This window comes from Streptacidiphilus neutrinimicus (assembly GCF_000787815.1).
In the GTDB taxonomy this organism is placed as follows: Bacteria; Actinomycetota; Actinomycetes; order Streptomycetales; family Streptomycetaceae; genus Streptacidiphilus; species Streptacidiphilus neutrinimicus.
Window position 1 is genome coordinate 23520 of the sequence record NZ_BBPO01000040.1, and the last position, 16157, is coordinate 39676.

The window sequence follows — 16157 nt, forward strand, 5'->3', positions numbered from 1 at the left end:
CTGCGCACCCCTCCCCCTCCCCCTCCCCTACCGCCGGCGGCGCCGCCGGGCCGGCCGACGGGCGCTCCTGGCCCGCCGCGGCCTCTGCGGCCTCGGGTGGCGCGTCGGGAGCCTCGAACCCGATCCTGTGCCAGAACCTCGCCGCCCAGGTGGACAAGGACGCCGCCGCCCTGGCCCAGGCGCAGGCCCAGCTGAGCGCCGTCCAGTCCAGCACCCGGACCCAGGAGCAGAACGACCAGAAGGCCCTGGCTCAGGGGCAGTCCGTGCTCCAGGCGGCGCAGGCCCAGCTCGCCGCCCAGGGCAGCCCGCTCACCCCGGCGACCATCGCCCAGGCGCGCTCCCAACTCGCCACCGCTCAGGCGCAACTGGCCGCCGACGAGCTCGCGCTCCAACAGACCACGATCCTCGCCCCCTCCGACGGCGTCGTCGCGGACATCGCGGGCGCGGTGGGCGACGTCGTCGGCCCCCAGGGCGTGCACGCCTACGCCGGCCCCGCCGCCCAGTCCGGCACGCTGGTGGACCAGCAACCGGGTGTCCAGCTGTTCGTCCCCACCCCCGCGACCGGCGGCGGCTCCGCCTCCGCGGCGGAGAACCCGGGCTACTCGGCCCTGGTCACCGTCTACTCCGGCGCGTTGGAGGTGACCGCCCAACTGCCCGAGTCCCAGATGGCCAGCGCCCATCTGGGCCAGCAGACCAGCCTCTCGGTCTCCGCGTCGGGGAAGACGCTCACCGGCCATATCAGCCAGATCCGGCTCGACCCGGCCCGGGTGCCCGGCGCCACCTACTACGACGTCACCATCGCCATCGACAACGCCCCGCCGGACGTGCTGGCGGGCATGTCCGTCGACGTGACCCTGGAGTGACGGCGCGGCGCTCCACCGCGACTCGCCGCCCGCGCGCCTGCCCGTGTGTCGGCGCACACGTCCGTCCGTCCGCACGGCATGAGGAGGATCGTTGACCGACCACCCCTTGGCCCGTATCCCGGCCGCCCCGCGGTCCTGGCGGCCGGGCGCCGCCGCCGATCCCGTCACCGCGCGCGCCGACAGACCCCTCGCCGCAGCCGGCAAGGGGACCGGCATCGGTCTCGGCACCGGCCCTGCCCCCGGCCCGGCGGACGCGACGGACCTCCTCGGCAGCTGCGCCCCGCTGCGGGGGCTCACCCGGCTGATCCTCGAAGCGGCCCTGGAGGTGGAACTCGACCACCACCTCGGCGCCGAGCGCTCCAGGAACCGGGACGACGTCAACTCCCACAACGGACACCGGCCCAAGACCGTGCTGACCTCGTTCGGACCGGTCGAGGTGCTCATGCCCAGGGACCGGAACGGCAGCTTCTCCCCTGCCATCCTCCCCAAGTACCGGCGCGACCTCACCGGCCGCGAGCCGTTGCTGCTCTCACTCGCCGCCCGCGGGCTCCCCCGCCCCGACTTCGAGTCCCGGCTCGCCGAGCTCTACGGCGACAGCCCGCCGGCGGCGCCCCTGCCTCGCGTCGCCGACCGCATCGCCAGGCGCCTGTCGCTGTGGCAGCGACGCCTGCTCGCGCCCCGCTACCTGGTGCTCTTCGCCGACACCGCCTCGGTGCCGGGCAGCCGCGGGCTCGTCGACCTCGCCCTCGCCGTCACCGGCGACGGAAAGCGCGAACTGCTCGGATTGTGGTGGGCCGGCGGCCGCCGCCCGGGCGATCCCGGCGACACCTCCTGGGACACCGTCTTCCGCGACCTGCGCGGCCGCGGCCTCCAGCACGTCTCCATCGTGGCCGGCGCGGGGGCTGCGACACACGCCGCGGCGCGGAGGGTCTGGCCCCACGCCTCCCTCCACGCGCCGAGCCCCTACGCCCTCCAGCGGCCCCGCCCCCGCGCCGCTCCTCCGGGTCCGACGCCGGGCTGACGACGTGCTGAAGTGCTGCCAGTTCCCCAGCACGTCAGGCCGTGATCAGCCTCAGGCCGAGCTCCGCCGCGTCGAGGGCGAAGAGGTCGCGGTTGCGCTCCGCCCATCGGCCCGAGGAGAGCTCGTCGCGGAGCATCCCGACGGCGCGCCGCTCGGCCTCCGGTCCGACCCTGGTCCACACCGACACCGCGCGGCGCACCTGTTCGTCGAGGTACGCCTCCGGGCGACGCCAGTAGGCCTCGAGCGGCGGCTGCGCGGTGGGCTGCGCCGTCGCGCTCGCGGGTCTGGTCGCGGGCGGGCCTTGCGGTGCAGGCGACGGGCACCCGCCTGATGGCAGGCGCCTGGACGTACTGCTACGACGTCCCCTGGCCCGAGGCCGCGGATCTGGCGGACTCCCCTCGATTGTTCATCTTCGAGGACCTGGGCGGGCTGCTGCTCTACTGGCTCTGTCTGCCGGCCGGCGTCCTCCTCGCGCGGCGGCTCCTGCGCGGCCGCGGCAGCCTGCTGCGGCTCGGCGCATCGCTTCTGGCCCCCTCGGTGCTGCTCGCGGGCGTGCTCACCACGGATCTGATGCTCAACGTCTCCGCCTGGGGCGGGATGTACGAGCAGGCACGCTGCCAGCAGGGCCTGCCGCCGTGGTGGCCCGGATGGCTGCCGGCCCGCCCGGCGGCGAACCCCTGCGGCAGCGGCCCGTGCCTGGGAGCGGGCCCGTGACGTTTCGTGGGCGCAAGGGGGGCAGCAGATGCAACTCATGCCTCCCGTAGGGTGGAACTGAGTACGCGCACTCATGACCGGGCGCGGGTGGTTGCGGCACACTGCCCGTGGGAACCGGGTCGGCTTCGGCATTTCCGCTCACGGAGTGAATGAAGTGACGAAGATGGGGTACACGCGGCCTCGTTCTGTGCCATCCCTCATGGAGGAACCGCCTCGTGCCGGTCGAAGCCGCCCTGCCGTCCGCCGCGGCGTCGGTTCCTGACGGTACGTCCGCGGAGCAGGTGTGCACGAGGACCCCGAACTCGAAGACGTCTGGAGTGTGCATGGACCTGGAATGCCGCGTGGCGGTCACGTTGGTGAGCACGATGCTCACCGACTCGACGGTGGAGTGCAGCCTGCTCTACACCACCGAGGACCCCTACGCCGTGCACATGCGCTTTCCCCCGGTGGACTCCTTCACCAAGCCCGTCGTCTGGTCGTTCTCCCGCGAGCTCCTGAACCTCGGCCTGGACGAGCCCTCCGGCCTCGGGGACGTGCGCCTGCGGCCCTGCGTGGGCGACCGGCTGGTCGTCAGCCTGCGCGGGTCGACCGGCGACGCCACGCTGGCGCTGCGCACCTCCCGGCTGCGGCGCTTCCTGGAGGACTCCGAGCTGCTGGTTCCGAGCGGCTCGGAAGCCGAGTTCATCGACTGGGACCACGTCGCCCATCAGTTGACCAGCCCCACGCCCTGAGCGCCCGGCCGCACGGGAAGCGCCCGCTCAGTGGGTGCCGGCCGTTTCGAAGGCGATCAACACGAGGTCCAGATCGAAGACCGGGACGGCCAAGGTCCACGGCTCACCGTCGGCATGGGCCTCAACGATGCAGTTCATCCAGCTCTTCACCCGCCGCGCGTCGGCCCCGGTCACCTCGTTCACCGAGTCGACCTGGATCGGCACCCGCACGGGGACACCGATCCGCGCCGGCCGGGAGAGGACTCCGCGGTGCCACATCACGGGATTCTCGGCCTTCATGTTCAGGATGAGCGTCCCCGGTGTCAGCCGCGAGTCCAGTCGACGCCAGGCCGACACCGCCATGGGGTCGCCCTCAGCCAGGTACTCGAGGTCCAACGCCGGGTCTGTCGCGGGCAGTCCGCGGGCGACTCTTCTGTTCTGGTCGAAGTTCCGCAGCAGGTCCAGCACCGTTTTGGTGCCCGCTGCCCTACGCGGGCGTACTCGTCTCTCCCCCACCGCATCCTCCAGCTGACGTCCGTCAGGTCCGCGCGCAGGGAGCCTAGTCCTGTTGGTCGCGGGCGCTGAATCAGGTCACTCGCCGTCCGGATCGCGTGCCGCATCGCCTGCCGGGTCCCCTGCCGGATCGCCTGCCGCATCGCGACGGCGCCGGTCGCGGCGACGGCGCAGCAGGGAGCGGCACACCAGCGCGACGGCCACGACCGCGACCGCTCCCAGCAGCCACAGCTGGTAGCGCAGCGCCTGGCGGTACAGCGGGCCGATGTCGGCGCCCGCCGTGTAGCCGAGTGCGGTCCACGTCGCCGTCCAGAGGGCCGCGCCGGCCGCGTTCGCGGTGGTGAAACGGCGACGGGGCAGTTGGTTCACTCCGGCCAGCACCCCGTTGGTCTGCCGCAGCACGTCGATGAAGCGGGCCACCAGCACGATCCACACGCCCCGGCGACGGTAGTAGTCCTCCGCGCGGGCGTAGCGGGCCTCGGTGAGGCGGACGTAGCGGCCGTACCGGTGCACCAGCGCTACACCCTGCCAGCGCCCCAGCACGTACGCGGCCTCCGCGGCGACCACGGCGGCGACCCACGCCACGCAGGCGACCGCCACGACGTTCATCCGCCCCGTCCCCGCGTACACCGCCGCGACGATGAGCATGGTCTGCCCGGGCACCGGCACCAGGATGTTGTCCAGCGCCACCAGCAGCGCGAGCGCGTAGTAGCCGCCCCGGTCCAGCAGCGGCTGGAGGTGCGCCAGCGCCCCCGGCAGCCCCGCTCCGGCGCTCACGACGCCGCCGCCTTCCCCGCGCGCTCCCGCTCGGCGCGCCGACGCGCCCCCGTCGGCATGGGAGTGCCGGTCTCCACGAGCAGCTCCTCCTGGCTTCTCGACCGCCAAGGCTGGACACGTCACCGCTGAGGCTCTACCGCGCATGACGGTCCTCGTACACACCGCGTCTGCCCTCATTCACCGTACCCTCACCCGCCGGCCTGACTGTCCTCCGCCACTCGGCGCGCGCACGCCCGCGATCACCCCCGGGCCTGGGCGGACGCCTGGCGGCCTGAGCGGCCGCTGCCCTCGACGGGCGACGGTGCGGAGCGGCGTCGACGGGACGGCCGCCGCCCCTGGCACAGTGGCCGCATGACGACGCACGACGAGGCGGGAGCCGTCACGCTCCGGCGCGCCGAGTCAGCGGCCCGTCGAGGGATTCCGGAGGTCAGCACGTCGTGGTGACGATCCATCGCCGCACCGACAACCTGCCCGTCGGTGCGCTGCTCGCCTCGGTCGGCGGCTTCCTGGACGCGTTCACGCTCGTGCTCTTCCAGGTGTTCGCCAACCTCCAGTCGGGCAACGTGGTGCTGTTCTGGCTGCAGATGACCTCGTGGCACTGGTGGGCGGCCGCCCTGCGGCTGGTTCCCATCGGCGCGTTCGTCCTGGGCGTGCTCGTGGTCGATCTGCTGGGAACACCCCGGCTCATGCGAGTGGTCCGTCGGCCGCTGCGGCTCGTGGTGACCATCGAGATCGTCCTGCTGGCCGCCGTCGCCACGCTGCCCGCCCATGCTCCGGTCGGCCTCTCGACCGTCACCGTGGCGTTCGTCGCCGCGCTGCAGTTCTCGACGTTCACGACGCTTCACGACGCCCCCTATGCCACCGTCATGACCAGCGGGAACCTCCGGCAGTGGATCGTCGCCACACGCCGGTGGCTGGTCGACCGCGACCGCACCGCGCGGCAGCGTTCGCAGCAGTACGGCGTCATCGTGGGCTCGTTCACCGTCGGGGCCATGATCGGCGTGATCTGCACCCGCTGGCTCGGACAGCCCGCGATCGCGGTGGCCGCCGGGCTGCTCGTGGTCGTCCTCGCGCTGCTGGTCCGGGAGACGCGCCGACTGGAACGGCGCAGCGCCGCGGCGGCCGCGGGCACGGCCTGACCGAGGAGCGACCTCGCGCGCGACGCCCGCCGCCCCGGCCGTCGCCAAGTCCGACCTGGACCTGCGCGCCGACGCGTCCTTTGTCCCGGTCGGCGGCGCCTTCACGTTGACCGCCTCCGGCGTCTCGGACGACTTCGGCGGCGGCACCATGCTGGTCTGCGTCGACCAGCGCACCGGGACGCACACCTGGCGGACGCTGCGCTGCTCCTCCGGTGCCACGCTGAACCTGTCGGAGCGTCCGGAGCGCGCGGGCAGACTCGTGTTCCGCGCCCACCTGCTCGCGGTGACCGCTTCGCGCCGCACCTAGGTCGACCGGACCTCGGCCGTCGTGGCCGTGCAGGTGCGCTGACGGCCCCCTCGAACGCGGCTCCCGAACTCGTGCGCATGCGCTCCGCCGGACGGGGCAGACGGCGGTAGGGCGACACGGTGTCGCGGCCTTGACATGCGAAGAGGTGATCGACGGTGCTGATGGCGCATCCGACGGTGCTGAACGGCCTGATGGAGGAGTACGCGGCCCTGGCGGCGCTCGGCGCCGACCACGGCGACGAGCAGGCCCGCCGCCGCCTCGCCGACGTCAGCTACACCCTGTGCGTGGTCACGGGCACGCGTGACGTCGACAGCGCCCTGGCCGCCGCGCGCCACCGCCTGCCGGGAGCTCGTCCCCTGGACGACTCCCTGCTCGCCCCCGTCCGGTCCTGACCCGAACGGGGTCTGCTGCGGCCCGGTGGCGGATCACCTCAGCCACCGGGCCCACCCACCGGGCGACCAGGAGCCGCCGACGCAGGCGCACGACTCAGCCGGGTGCTCTAAGAGAACTCGGCAGCCCCGCGGTCATCACCACCGTGCCGACAGTCTGCTACCGGATCGCGGACCCGGAGGGCTGAGCGCCGCTCCCCCTCCGGGGTCCGCGTCCGGCACGCGCCCGCGCTCAGCGCACGTTGCTCAGCGCACGTTGCTCAGCGCACGATGTGCACGGTCACCGGGCTGGACTCGCCGTCCACCCAGGTCCGGCCGCCCGACGCGCTCTGGACTCCCTCGATGACTCCGCGCAGCTGCAGCACACCGACGTGACCCGCGCGGACCTGCCCGAACCCGGCCGCCTGCTGCCTCGTCGAGTCGATGGTCCGCCCGCACCACACGGTCTGCCAGGCGCCGCTGGTGCCGTAGCGCTCCTGCACGCAGAAGCGCTGCCAGCCGGTGGCGTCGCTGGCGCCGTTCCCCCGCACGCTGAACCACTGCCCGACGTGCTGGGTGCGCGGCCCGGCCTGGAAGTCGATGCTGCTCTTCGCCGACGCGGTGCCGATCCCGGCCACCGCGGCCGCCCCGGCCACGGTGCCGACGGCGAGCAGCCGGGCGACGTTCTGGAACATTGCGAACCCCCTCAGGTGATCTCGTTGCTGACACCTGCCCCCACGCGACGCCCGGGACCGCCGGTTGCCCGAATCCGGCGAATCCGGCCTTTCGGCGGGGGCCTGCCCACCGAACGGCCGTGCGCACCCCCGACCCTTAGGGCGGCCTGGGCGGCCTCGGCAGGGCCTGACCGGCCGATGACGTCAGGTCTGCCCCGGCGGAGCGGTTGAACAGCCAGGCCAGCAGCGAGCTCTGTCGCCCTCGCACGACGGACACCGAGCATCGGCCGGACGAAGTCGGCTGGCCACTGGACGGGCGTGTGGCCGGCGTCCAGGTCGGCGTGGTGGACCAGGACCTCCAACCACCGCGCGTCCGCGGCGCGGGCGGCGGGCAGTTCCTGTCCGGCGGTCCAGCGCACGACGCGACGCCACGCTTCGGGCGGCATGCTGCGGTACTCGGCCTCGAACGCGGCGGCGCTCCCGCGCAGGTCGGCCAGCAGGTCGGCGGCGCTGCTGCCCCCGCACGCCTCGATCTCTTCGGCGCGGGCGGCGAGGGTCGGGTCCTCAGGTGTCTCCACCCCGGTGCGGGCCCGCACCGGCAGGTGCCGGTCGCCGTCGGCGTTGCGGGTAAGGTGCGTCAGCGCGTGACCACGCGACCAGTCGGCAACAGCGACGGCGCGCACGGCGGCGTGGCCGAGGCGCGCGGCTGTCCGAAGCAGGTCATGGGTCGCGGCGACGACCCCGCGCCAGGGCTGCCGCGGGGTCGAACTCCGTGGTGCCCGCTCTGCTGCGTCGCTTGTCCCTCGGCTCGTATCCTTCCCCGCACGCCGCGGTCCACGCTCGGCCGGGGCGGAGCGAGGGTGGCTCCGCCCCGGGTGTGCTCAGCGGATCAGTGCAGGGCGAACTTCTGCGCAGCGGTGCCGTTGCAGGTCCAGATCTGCAGCCGGGTGCCGTTGGCCGTGTTGCCGCTCGGGTCGTCCAGGCACAGACCCGACTGCGGGTTCAGCAGCGAACCGTCCGACTGCTGCACCCACTTCTGACCGCCCACCCCGTTGCAGTCCCACAGCTCCACCTGCGTGCCCGCCGCCGTGCCGTCGCCGTTGATGTCGAGGCAGCGGCCCAGCGTGCCGAGCGAGCCGTCGGCGTTGTGGGTCCAGTGCTGGTCGACGGCGTAGGACTGGCAGCCCCAGAGGTCCACTCCGGTGCCGTCGACTCCGTTGTCGTCGCCGAGAACGTCGACGCACTGACCGCCGGGGCCGGTGATCGGAGCGCCGCCGGTGACGGAGAACTTCTGGGCGCCGGTGCCGTTGCAGGTCCAGATCTGGAGCCGGGTGCCGTTGGCCGTGTTGCCGCTCGGGTCGTCCAGGCACAGACCCGACTGCGGGTTCAGCAGCGAACCGTCCGACTGCTGCACCCACTTCTGACCGCCCACCCCGTTGCAGTCCCACAGCTCCACCTGCGTGCCCGCCGCCGTGCCGTCGCCGTTGATGTCGAGGCAGCGGCCCAGCGTGCCGAGCGAGCCGTCGGCGTTGTGGGTCCAGTGCTGGTCCTCGGCGTAGGACTGGCAGTTCCACAGCTGGACCGCCGCGCCGTCGACGCCGGTGTCGTCCGCGGCGACGTCGACGCACTGGCCGCCGGGACCGGCGATGGTGCCCTGCGGGCCGTTGGGGACGTTGGTCTCGCCCGCGTAGCCGACGGAGACGATGTTCGCCTGGACGGCGTTCTCGGTGGCGTCGCTCGGGAAGCCGGAGACCATGACGCCCTCGAAGAAGGTGCCCATGTTCCAGTTGCTGTTGTCGCCGCCGGTGCCCAGGATGATGCCGCCCTCCTGGTGCATCGGCATGTAGCCGCCGCGGGTGGGCAGCGAGCCGTTCCACCACGTGGACAGGCCACCCGACTGGGAGTTGCCGCCCTTGAGCGCGTACGTGGTCTGGCCGTCGTTCTTCAGCATCGCGGTGACGTAGGTGCTGTTGTTGCCCGCGTTGGCGGTGTTGGAGCCGTTGTTCCCCTGGAACATGCCGTTCTCCATGTCCGCCTCGACCCAGGGGCCGGAGCCGGTGCACGGCGCGAAGTAGCAGGTCGTGGCGAGGCTGACGGCGTCCATGTGGCCGTTGCCGGTGTCGGCGGGGGTGCTCTCCGCGTTGCCGTAGTCGAAGCAGCAGGCGGAGCCGACGTGCGTGCCGCTGGCCACCATGTAGGCGCCCTCGGCCTGGCCGCCCACGGCGACGCCGGACGCGGCGCCGGTGTAGCGGTAGCCGACGCCGGGTGAGATCCACACACCGTAGACCTTGTGGCCGCCCGCGGTGACCGCGATCTCGCTCGCGTCCGCGCCGCGGTCCGCGCCCATGCCGGAGGTGCCGGACGGGCCGGGGGTCAGGTCGTTGTGTCGGGACGTCTGGTCGTAGATCCGGGTGATCCGGCAGCTGGTACCGGCGCAGAACGCGTCCTGCGCACCGGCGTTGGCATAGCCGCCGGTGGTGAGCAGACCGATGTCGGCGGCCGCGCCGTCGGCGACGCGCGTCACCTGGTAGAGGGGGCCGCCGTAGGAGGAGAACAGCGCGCGGACGGTGCTGTGGGCGGCGACGCAGGGGGTGCCGCCCGCGGCGTACAGGTCGCAGGGCAGCGAGCCTGCCGCGTGCCCGACGGCGGGCAGGCCGACGAGCGCCGCGGGGACGAGCGCGAGCGCGACGACGGCCGAGCGGACGGCGCGGCGCAGCCGCCGGAACGGACCGGACCGGCGGCCGGTGAGCGAACGTGCAGTGGTCATTGAGACTCCGGGGGTGGTGGAGCGAGCAGGGAAAGGGGGACCTTGCTGTTCCGGAACGGAGGATCACCGAGACGGCGGGCGCGGCGGCGCTCGCGCTCCCCTCAGCGACTGCGGGCCGCCGCACACCTGACGGCGAATCACCGGTGACCTTGTATTCTCACGTTGTAGTCGCGGCGCAGGTGCCGGCCTCGCTCCCTCGCGCACGGTCGGCGGAATGAGGGGGTGCAGGCATGACCGTGCCGACCGAAGGCCCGGCGGCCCCACGTCTGAAGGACGTGGCCGAGCTGGCCCAGGTGTCCGTCAAGACCGTCTCCAACGTGGTCAACGGCACGACACCGGTGGCCGAGGCGACGCGGGAGCGCGTCCAGCGCGCCATCGACGCCCTGGGCTACCAGCCCAACATGACGGCCCGTCGGCTGCGCACCGGCCGCAGCGGCGTGATCGCGCTGGCCTTCCCCGAGCTGCCCTCGCCGTACTTCGCGGAGCTCGCGGTCGAGGTGATCGCGGCCGCCCGGCGGGTCGGCATCACGGTGCTGATGGACGACACCGGCGGTGATCCGGCTGCCGAGCTGCGCATCGCCTCGGGCCTGGGCGACCCGATGATCGACGGGGTGATCCTCAGCCCGCTCGGCCTGGACCAGGCGACGCTGCTCTCGCGCTCGCGCGAGATCCCGCTGGTGCTGCTCGGCGAGGCCGACCTCGGCCCGGTCGCGGACCGGGTCCACATCGACAACGTCGCCGGGGCCCGCGAGGTGACGCAGCACCTGATCGACGAGGGACACCGCCGTATCGCGGCGATCGGCTGGCAGGACCCATACCCGCGCGCCACGGCCCAGCAGCGGCTCGCCGGCTTCCGGATGGCTCTGGAGGCGGCGGGACTGACGGTCGACCAGGCGCTGTTGCCGCCGGTGCGCGCCTACTTCCGGCCCGACGGGGCCTCCGCGATGCGGCGGCTGCTGAAGCTGCCGGAGCGCCCCGACGCGGTCTTCTGCTTCAACGACCTGCTGGCGCTCGGCGCGCTGCGGGCCGCGCACGAGGCCGGCCTGCGGGTGCCGGAGGACATCGCGATCGTCGGCTTCGACGACGTGGAGGAGGCCGAGTACGCGATCCCCTCGCTGACCACCGTCGCGCCCGACAAGAGACACATCGCGGAGCTCGCGGTGCGCTGCCTGATGGAGCGGATCGAGCGGCGCTACGACGGTCCGAGCCGCCTGATCACGCCGGGGTTCCGCGTGGTGGTGCGCGAGAGCAGCACCTGCTCGCGCTGACGTGCCGGGTAAGCCTCGCGGTGGGTGGGCCATGGTGTCCTCAGCGGTCGGGGTCGAGCGGCGCGGACAGGTGGGGGAAGCGGAACTCGGTAGTGCTGCGCCGGACCGCGCCCGGACGCAGCACCGGGTCCGGGTAGGAGGGGTGGTTGGGCGCGTCGGGGAGGTGCTGCGTCTCCAGGCACAGCCCCGCGCGTCGCTCGTGGCGCTTGCCGTCCGGGCCGCGCAGGGAGCCGTCGAGGGCGTTGCCGGTGTAGAGCTGAAGGCCCGGCTCGGTCGTCCAGACCTCCATCCGCCGTCCGCTGCGCGGGTCGTGCAGGCGCGCAGCACGGCGCAGCGCGCCCGGTGCGGGCGGCGGCGCGAGGACGAAGCAGTGGTCGTAGCCGCCGGCCGCAACGAGCTGCGCGTCGTCCTCGTCGATGCGTTCCCCCACGGCGCGCGCCTCGCGGAAGTCGAAGGGCGTCCCGGCGGTCGCGGCCGGCGGGCCGAGCGGGATGGAGCCGGCGTCCACGGGGAGGTAGGCGTCGGCGTCGACGGCGAGGCGGTGGCCCAGCACGTCCCCGCGCCCGGCGCCCCCGAGGTGGAAGTACGCGTGGTGGGTGAGGTTGACCGGGGTGGCCCGGTCGGTGCGGGCGGTGAGGTCGAGACGCAGGACGCCGTCGCGGTGGAGGGTGTAGGCGGCGGTGACGTCGAGGGTGCCGGGGAAGCCCATGTCGCCGTCGGGGCTGCGCAGTTCGAGGTGGAGTGCGGCCGCGTCCGGGCCGGGCCGGGGTGTGGCCCGCCACAGCCGCCGGTGGAAGCCGTCGGGGCCGCCGTGCAGGGCGTGGCCCCGGTCGTTCGCCGGCACCCGGTGGGTCCGCCCGTCGAGGGTGAACCGGCCGTGGGCGATGCGGTTGGCGTAGCGTCCGACGAGAGCGCCCAGGTAGGCGGTGTCGGCCCGGTACGCGGCGAGGTCGGCGAGGCCGAGCACGACGCTCGCGGCCCGGCCGGACGCGTCGGGCACCTCCAGTCGGCGCAGGATCCCGCCGTACTCCAGCACCTCGGCGCGCACCCCGGTCCCGGAGTCGAGCGGCCGCCGTCAGACACACACCGACGACGAGCAGCGCGGGGAGGGGGTTCTTGGCGCGCAGGGTGGGGTTCATGCGCCCGATCACATCCTTGACAGCGAGAAGAGAGGGTGAAGGGTACTCGCCAATTTCCAACGATGTAGAGGACCATGAGGCATCGTCGGACCGGCTGTCAAGAACTTTGCGGTACCGCTCGATTGACCGCGCCGCGAGTGCGAGCGAGCCAACTCCCGTCGGGACGGCGGCATTTCAGCAGGTCAGGGCCAAAGCGGAACGATTCCGCTCTGGAACTGATGCAGCGACAGTTCCAGACAGGGTCGCCGGGCGTCCGCTCCCGTGTCCGTGCTCCTGATTCCAACGTTGTGCAGCCGCACTGCCCAGAGCGGGGATTGACGCGCACACAACATTCACATACCTTCATGCCGACCGGTCAAAACTGTCATGTCGGCATTGGCATGTGTCTATTGACATGCCCACACCATCGCAAGGAGAAGGGCAATGGCAGAACAGCCCACGCGCCGCCACCTGGCGCGGACCGCGATCGCGGCCGCCCTCGCCGCCGGCGCGCTCGTCGCCTCCCAGTCCGCGGCAACCGCAGCGCCCGGCCCGCGGGCGGTGACCACCTCGGGCTCGAGCTTGCAGACCGGCCCGGTGAACCTGTACAACCAGTGGACCGGAAGGTGCGCGGACCTGCCCAACTACGGCTCGAACCCGCCGAACACGCTGGTCAGCCAGTTCGACTGCGTCTTCGCCGGATGGGACAACCAGCAGTACACCATCGTGCCGACGCGCACGGTCGACGGGCCGTTCGGCCCCCTGCACCTGGTCGAGTTCGTCAACATCGCGAGCAACCAGTGCCTCGACCTTCCCGGCTACGGCTCCGTCCCGGCCACGACGCAGGTCAGCATCTACCCCTGCGCGGGCGACCCTTCACAGGACAACCAGGAGTGGTACGTCAACGACACCGGGAGCGGCAACGACGAGATCATCAACTACAAGGACAACCTCTGCCTGGACGTCGCGGGCTGGGCGAGCGACAACTCCGACCAGGGCAACGGCAAGCAGCTCACCGTCTACCCCTGCTACTCCCAGGGCTGGGGCAACGGCGGCTACGACGACCACCTGTGGAACCTGCGCAGCTCCTGAGCACGGCACCTCTCGCGACCCTGAACTGAGTTGAGCTGACACAGCGGTCTCCCCGCCGGCCGGGGGCCGGCGGGGAGACCGTGGTCGTGCGGGACGGATCGGGTCCGCGACCGCCTAGCGGTTGCAGACCAGGTGGGCGGGCACCCAGATGCGGGTCCAGGAGCCCGGGTGTCGCTTGCCGTGGGGGTCACGGTAGGCCGGGTGCCACGTGCGCACCCACTGGCCGCGCACCTCATGGCAGCGCTGGTGGCGGTCCCCCGGACCGTGGTGCGGCGTCGCGGACGCCGTTCCCACTGCACCCAGCACCGCTCCGCCGGCCAGCGCCACCGCCGCGGACCCGAGCGCCACAGCCTTCTTCACACGTCCACCGAACATGGCTGAACTCCTCTCAACTGCGTTGTCCCCCCGGCTCTCCACCGAATCGGCCGGGCACAAACAACACTCCCCCACCTCCGCCTCACAGATCCGCCAAATCCCCACACCATGACCAAACCGCGAGAAACCCCCAATCTCCCCGAAATGGTCTGCAAAGACGAAGAAAACACAACGTACGCACAGGAATCATTCCGACGAATAGGCCCTATTTCTCGCCCTGCCTGGCGGGCTCAGGGCTGGAGACCGCCGTCGACGGCCAGGACGTGGCCGGTGATGAAGGAGGCCTCATCGCCGGCCAGGAAGAGCGCGGCGGCGGCGACGTCCTCGGCGGTGCCGAGGCGGCCGAGAGGGGTGCGCTGGGCGACCTCGTCCAGGCTCTCGCGCGGGAACGGCGCGATCATGTCTGTCTCGATCACACCGGGGGCGATCGCGTTGACGCGGATGCCCTGAGCGCCCAACTCCTGGGCGGCGCTGAGGGTCAGTGCCGCGATCGCGCCCTTGGTGGCGGCGTAGGCCGCCATGAACGGCACGCCCGCCGAGGCCGCCAGCGAGGTCAGCAGCACGATGGACCCGGCGCCTCGCGCCGCCATGATCCGCGCGGCCCCCTGGACCACCGCGAAGGTACCCAGCAGGTTGACCTCCACGACGCCGCGCGCGTCCGCCGCCGTGATCTCCTGGAGCACCCCGCCCAGGCCCATCGTCCCGGCGTTGGCGACCACGATGTCCAGGCCAGGGCCGTTCTCGCCCAGCGCGGCCATGAAGGCCGCGACCTGCGCCTGGTCGCCCTGGTCGAGCGCGAGGCCCGTCACCGTGCCGCCCGACTCGGCGGCGACCTCCGCGGCAACGGCCTCCGCCTCCTGCGCGTCCCGGCCGGTCAGCACCACCGCGGCCCCGGCTCCGGCCAGCCGCCGCGCGACCGCGCGGCCGATCCCCCGCGTCCCCCCGGTGACCAGCGCCGTCCGGCCGTCGAGTTCCCTCAGCACTCTCGCCCCCACCCTGCCTGCGTGCGGCGCCCTGCCGCAGTCGCCCCACCCAAGCACGAACGTTCCTGCCATGCCAGGTAGTTGACCGATCCCCGGCGCGCTGCTCGGAGCACGGGAAGGAGCATGGCCCGTCAGCGCGCGCCGTCGTCCCGCGTCCGTCTCCCGGCGTCCGGCGTCCGGCGTCCGGCGTCCGGGCTCAGACGCGCGCGTGGGAGGAGATGTCCGCCGTGAAGTCCTCCACCATCTCGCCGGTGACGGTCCGACGGCACTGGGCGATCGCCGCGAGGTAGTCCGCCGTGCCGGCGCCCGCCGGGGCGGGGTCGGTTCCGGGCGTGGCGAGGTCGCGCTCGAACGCCGCCTGCGCCGCGGTGCGGGCGGCATGCTCGATGTCGGCGGGCGTGAAGAGGTCGCTCGCGGCGACGAGCGCGTCCACGTCCACGGCCGCGCGCTGTTCCGTGAACCGGGACCAGATGGCCTTCCGGGCGACCTCGTCCGGCGTGCCGATCGGGATGACGTAGTCGAAGCGCCCGTGGCGCAGGAAGGCCGGATCCAGCGAGCGGACCGAGTTGGTCGCGCAGACCAGCAGCCGCTCGTCGTGCTCCCGGAAGCCGGGGATCAGCTTCAGCAGTTCGTTGGTGACGCCGTGCATCGCGGACGCGCCCGTGCGGACCGGCGCGATCTCCTCGACCTCGTCGATGAAGACCAGCGCCCTTTCCAGCTCGCCGATGCGGGCGAACGCCTCCCGCAGCCCGGCGGCGAGGCTGCCCTCGTCCGCGAGCCCGGACGGCAGCAGCTCCACGAAGGGCCAGCCCAGGCGGGACGCCATGGCCCGGGCGAAGGTGGTCTTCCCGGTGCCGGGCGGGCCGAACAGTGCGATCGCGCGCGGCGGCCGGACCCCGTGGCGGGCCGCGCGCTCGGGCTCGGCCAGGGGCAGCACCACCCGCCGCTCGATCAGCGTCTTCTCCGCCTCCATCCCGGCTACCTTGTCCCACAGGTCCCCTGGCAGCAACCGGCCGCCGAGCTCCGCCAGCACGTCGGCGGTCCGGCCCGCGGCCGGCTCCGCCTTCTCGAAGTACGCGGCCGCCGGGCGGCGCACGTAACCGGCGTTGTGCAGTCCGTCCCCGAGCAGTTCGTCCTGCGGCAGGACGTAGGCGATGCGGCGCACCCGTGCCTCGACCAGCCGCCGCTCCAGCTCCCGGAGCAGCGCGCTGGCCAGCCCGCGTCCCCGCCACGCCGGATCGATGGCGATGCGCATCACCCAGGCTCGCTCCCCCGCCACCTGGGCGAGGGCCGCCCCGACCGGCACGCCACCGTGCACGGCGACGACGGCGGGCTGTCGGGCCGTCAGCGCGGCGATGCACTCCGCCAGTGAGAACACCGACTCCTGTCCGAGCTCGGCGGTGCTGTCGATCAGGTGGACGACAGCGGCCAAATCGTCCTCGCGATAGTCATGGATCAGCCAGTTCAC

At 72.9% G+C, this 16157-nt stretch carries 16 protein-coding genes and 3 pseudogenes; 9 read left to right on the forward strand and 10 right to left on the reverse strand.

Features of this window, described 5'->3' with window-relative positions:
* Positions 1 to 863, forward strand: an 863-nt coding sequence (locus tag TR48_RS43540) for an HlyD family secretion protein (protein WP_201777148.1), incomplete at its 5' end; no start/stop codon positions are given.
* A 91-nt stretch (positions 864 to 954) separates the two neighbouring features.
* Entirely contained in the window at positions 955 to 1884 is a 930-nt protein-coding gene (locus tag TR48_RS23805) for an IS256 family transposase (protein WP_052442939.1), read from the forward strand.
* A 34-nt stretch (positions 1885 to 1918) separates the two neighbouring features.
* Here the strand turns inward: TR48_RS23805 and TR48_RS40775 are convergent.
* A pseudogene (locus TR48_RS40775) lies at positions 1919 to 2125 on the reverse strand (MerR family transcriptional regulator); the annotation flags it as partial.
* Between the two features lie 89 nt (positions 2126 to 2214).
* Here TR48_RS40775 and TR48_RS23810 point away from each other — a divergent pair.
* Both TR48_RS23810 and TR48_RS23815 read left to right on the forward strand, forming a co-directional pair.
* Entirely contained in the window at positions 2215 to 2598 is a 384-nt protein-coding gene (locus TR48_RS23810) for a hypothetical protein (RefSeq protein ID WP_152628142.1), read from the forward strand.
* Between the two features lie 323 nt (positions 2599 to 2921).
* Positions 2922 to 3329: an SsgA family sporulation/cell division regulator gene (locus TR48_RS23815; RefSeq protein WP_042370712.1), complete on the forward strand. Its 408-nt coding sequence runs from the start codon at positions 2922 to 2924 to the stop codon at positions 3327 to 3329.
* Positions 3330 to 3356: 27 nt separating this feature from the next.
* Here TR48_RS23815 and TR48_RS23820 read toward each other — a convergent pair whose 3' ends face one another.
* Positions 3357 to 3704 carry a hypothetical protein gene (locus TR48_RS23820; RefSeq protein WP_236652296.1) on the reverse strand — a complete coding sequence of 116 codons (348 nt, stop codon included), beginning with the start codon at positions 3702 to 3704 and terminating at the stop codon, positions 3357 to 3359.
* Positions 3705 to 3899: 195 nt separating this feature from the next.
* Positions 3900 to 4598 (reverse strand): DedA family protein, encoded by a 699-nt coding sequence (locus TR48_RS23825; protein WP_042370717.1) that lies wholly within the window; start codon positions 4596 to 4598, stop codon positions 3900 to 3902.
* A 437-nt stretch (positions 4599 to 5035) separates the two neighbouring features.
* Here TR48_RS23825 and TR48_RS23830 point away from each other — a divergent pair, with 437 nt between their 5' ends.
* From TR48_RS23830 to TR48_RS23840, 3 genes are all read left to right on the forward strand, one after another.
* A complete protein-coding gene (locus tag TR48_RS23830; protein ID WP_042370719.1) occupies positions 5036 to 5737 on the forward strand; it encodes a YoaK family protein in 702 nt (233 codons plus the stop codon).
* A 106-nt stretch (positions 5738 to 5843) separates the two neighbouring features.
* Positions 5844 to 6044 (forward strand): hypothetical protein, encoded by a 201-nt coding sequence (locus tag TR48_RS23835; protein ID WP_042370721.1) that lies wholly within the window; start codon positions 5844 to 5846, stop codon positions 6042 to 6044.
* 155 nt (positions 6045 to 6199) lie between these two features.
* Positions 6200 to 6436, forward strand: coding sequence for a DUF5133 domain-containing protein (locus TR48_RS23840; RefSeq protein WP_042370723.1), 237 nt, complete (start codon positions 6200 to 6202; stop codon positions 6434 to 6436).
* A gap of 257 nt (positions 6437 to 6693) precedes the next feature.
* Here TR48_RS23840 and TR48_RS23845 read toward each other — a convergent pair whose 3' ends face one another.
* The 3 genes and pseudogenes from TR48_RS23845 to TR48_RS23855 form a co-directional block, all read right to left on the reverse strand.
* Positions 6694 to 7107 (reverse strand): hypothetical protein, encoded by a 414-nt coding sequence (locus TR48_RS23845; RefSeq protein WP_042370725.1) that lies wholly within the window; start codon positions 7105 to 7107, stop codon positions 6694 to 6696.
* An 11-nt stretch (positions 7108 to 7118) separates the two neighbouring features.
* Positions 7119 to 7808, reverse strand: a pseudogene (locus TR48_RS39195) (maleylpyruvate isomerase N-terminal domain-containing protein); the annotation flags it as partial.
* A 167-nt stretch (positions 7809 to 7975) separates the two neighbouring features.
* Positions 7976 to 9853, reverse strand: coding sequence for an arabinofuranosidase catalytic domain-containing protein (locus TR48_RS23855; RefSeq protein WP_042370727.1), 1878 nt, complete (start codon positions 9851 to 9853; stop codon positions 7976 to 7978).
* Positions 9854 to 10083: 230 nt separating this feature from the next.
* On the opposite strand from TR48_RS23855, the gene TR48_RS23860 reads away from it, so the two are divergent.
* Complete coding sequence (locus tag TR48_RS23860; RefSeq protein WP_042370729.1) at positions 10084 to 11121, forward strand: LacI family DNA-binding transcriptional regulator; 1038 nt, start codon at positions 10084 to 10086, stop codon at positions 11119 to 11121.
* A 40-nt stretch (positions 11122 to 11161) separates the two neighbouring features.
* Here TR48_RS23860 and TR48_RS23865 read toward each other — a convergent pair.
* Positions 11162 to 12187, reverse strand: a pseudogene (locus TR48_RS23865) (aldose epimerase family protein); the annotation flags it as partial.
* A 496-nt stretch (positions 12188 to 12683) separates the two neighbouring features.
* On the opposite strand from TR48_RS23865, the gene TR48_RS23870 reads away from it, so the two are divergent.
* Complete coding sequence (locus tag TR48_RS23870) at positions 12684 to 13331, forward strand: RICIN domain-containing protein (RefSeq protein ID WP_042370732.1); 648 nt, start codon at positions 12684 to 12686, stop codon at positions 13329 to 13331.
* A gap of 114 nt (positions 13332 to 13445) precedes the next feature.
* Here the strand turns inward: TR48_RS23870 and TR48_RS23875 are convergent, their stop codons facing one another.
* The 3 genes from TR48_RS23875 to TR48_RS23885 all read right to left on the reverse strand — a co-directional run bounded on the left by TR48_RS23875 (position 13446) and on the right by TR48_RS23885 (position 16157).
* The gene (locus TR48_RS23875) at positions 13446 to 13706 is read right to left on the reverse strand and encodes a hypothetical protein (protein WP_042370734.1); all 261 of its coding nucleotides are present in this window, start codon (positions 13704 to 13706) and stop codon (positions 13446 to 13448) included.
* Positions 13707 to 13936: 230 nt separating this feature from the next.
* The gene (locus TR48_RS23880; protein WP_236652297.1) at positions 13937 to 14689 is read right to left on the reverse strand and encodes an SDR family NAD(P)-dependent oxidoreductase; all 753 of its coding nucleotides are present in this window, start codon (positions 14687 to 14689) and stop codon (positions 13937 to 13939) included.
* A gap of 196 nt (positions 14690 to 14885) precedes the next feature.
* Positions 14886 to 16157: an ATP-binding protein gene (locus tag TR48_RS23885; protein WP_042370736.1), complete on the reverse strand. Its 1272-nt coding sequence runs from the start codon at positions 16155 to 16157 to the stop codon at positions 14886 to 14888.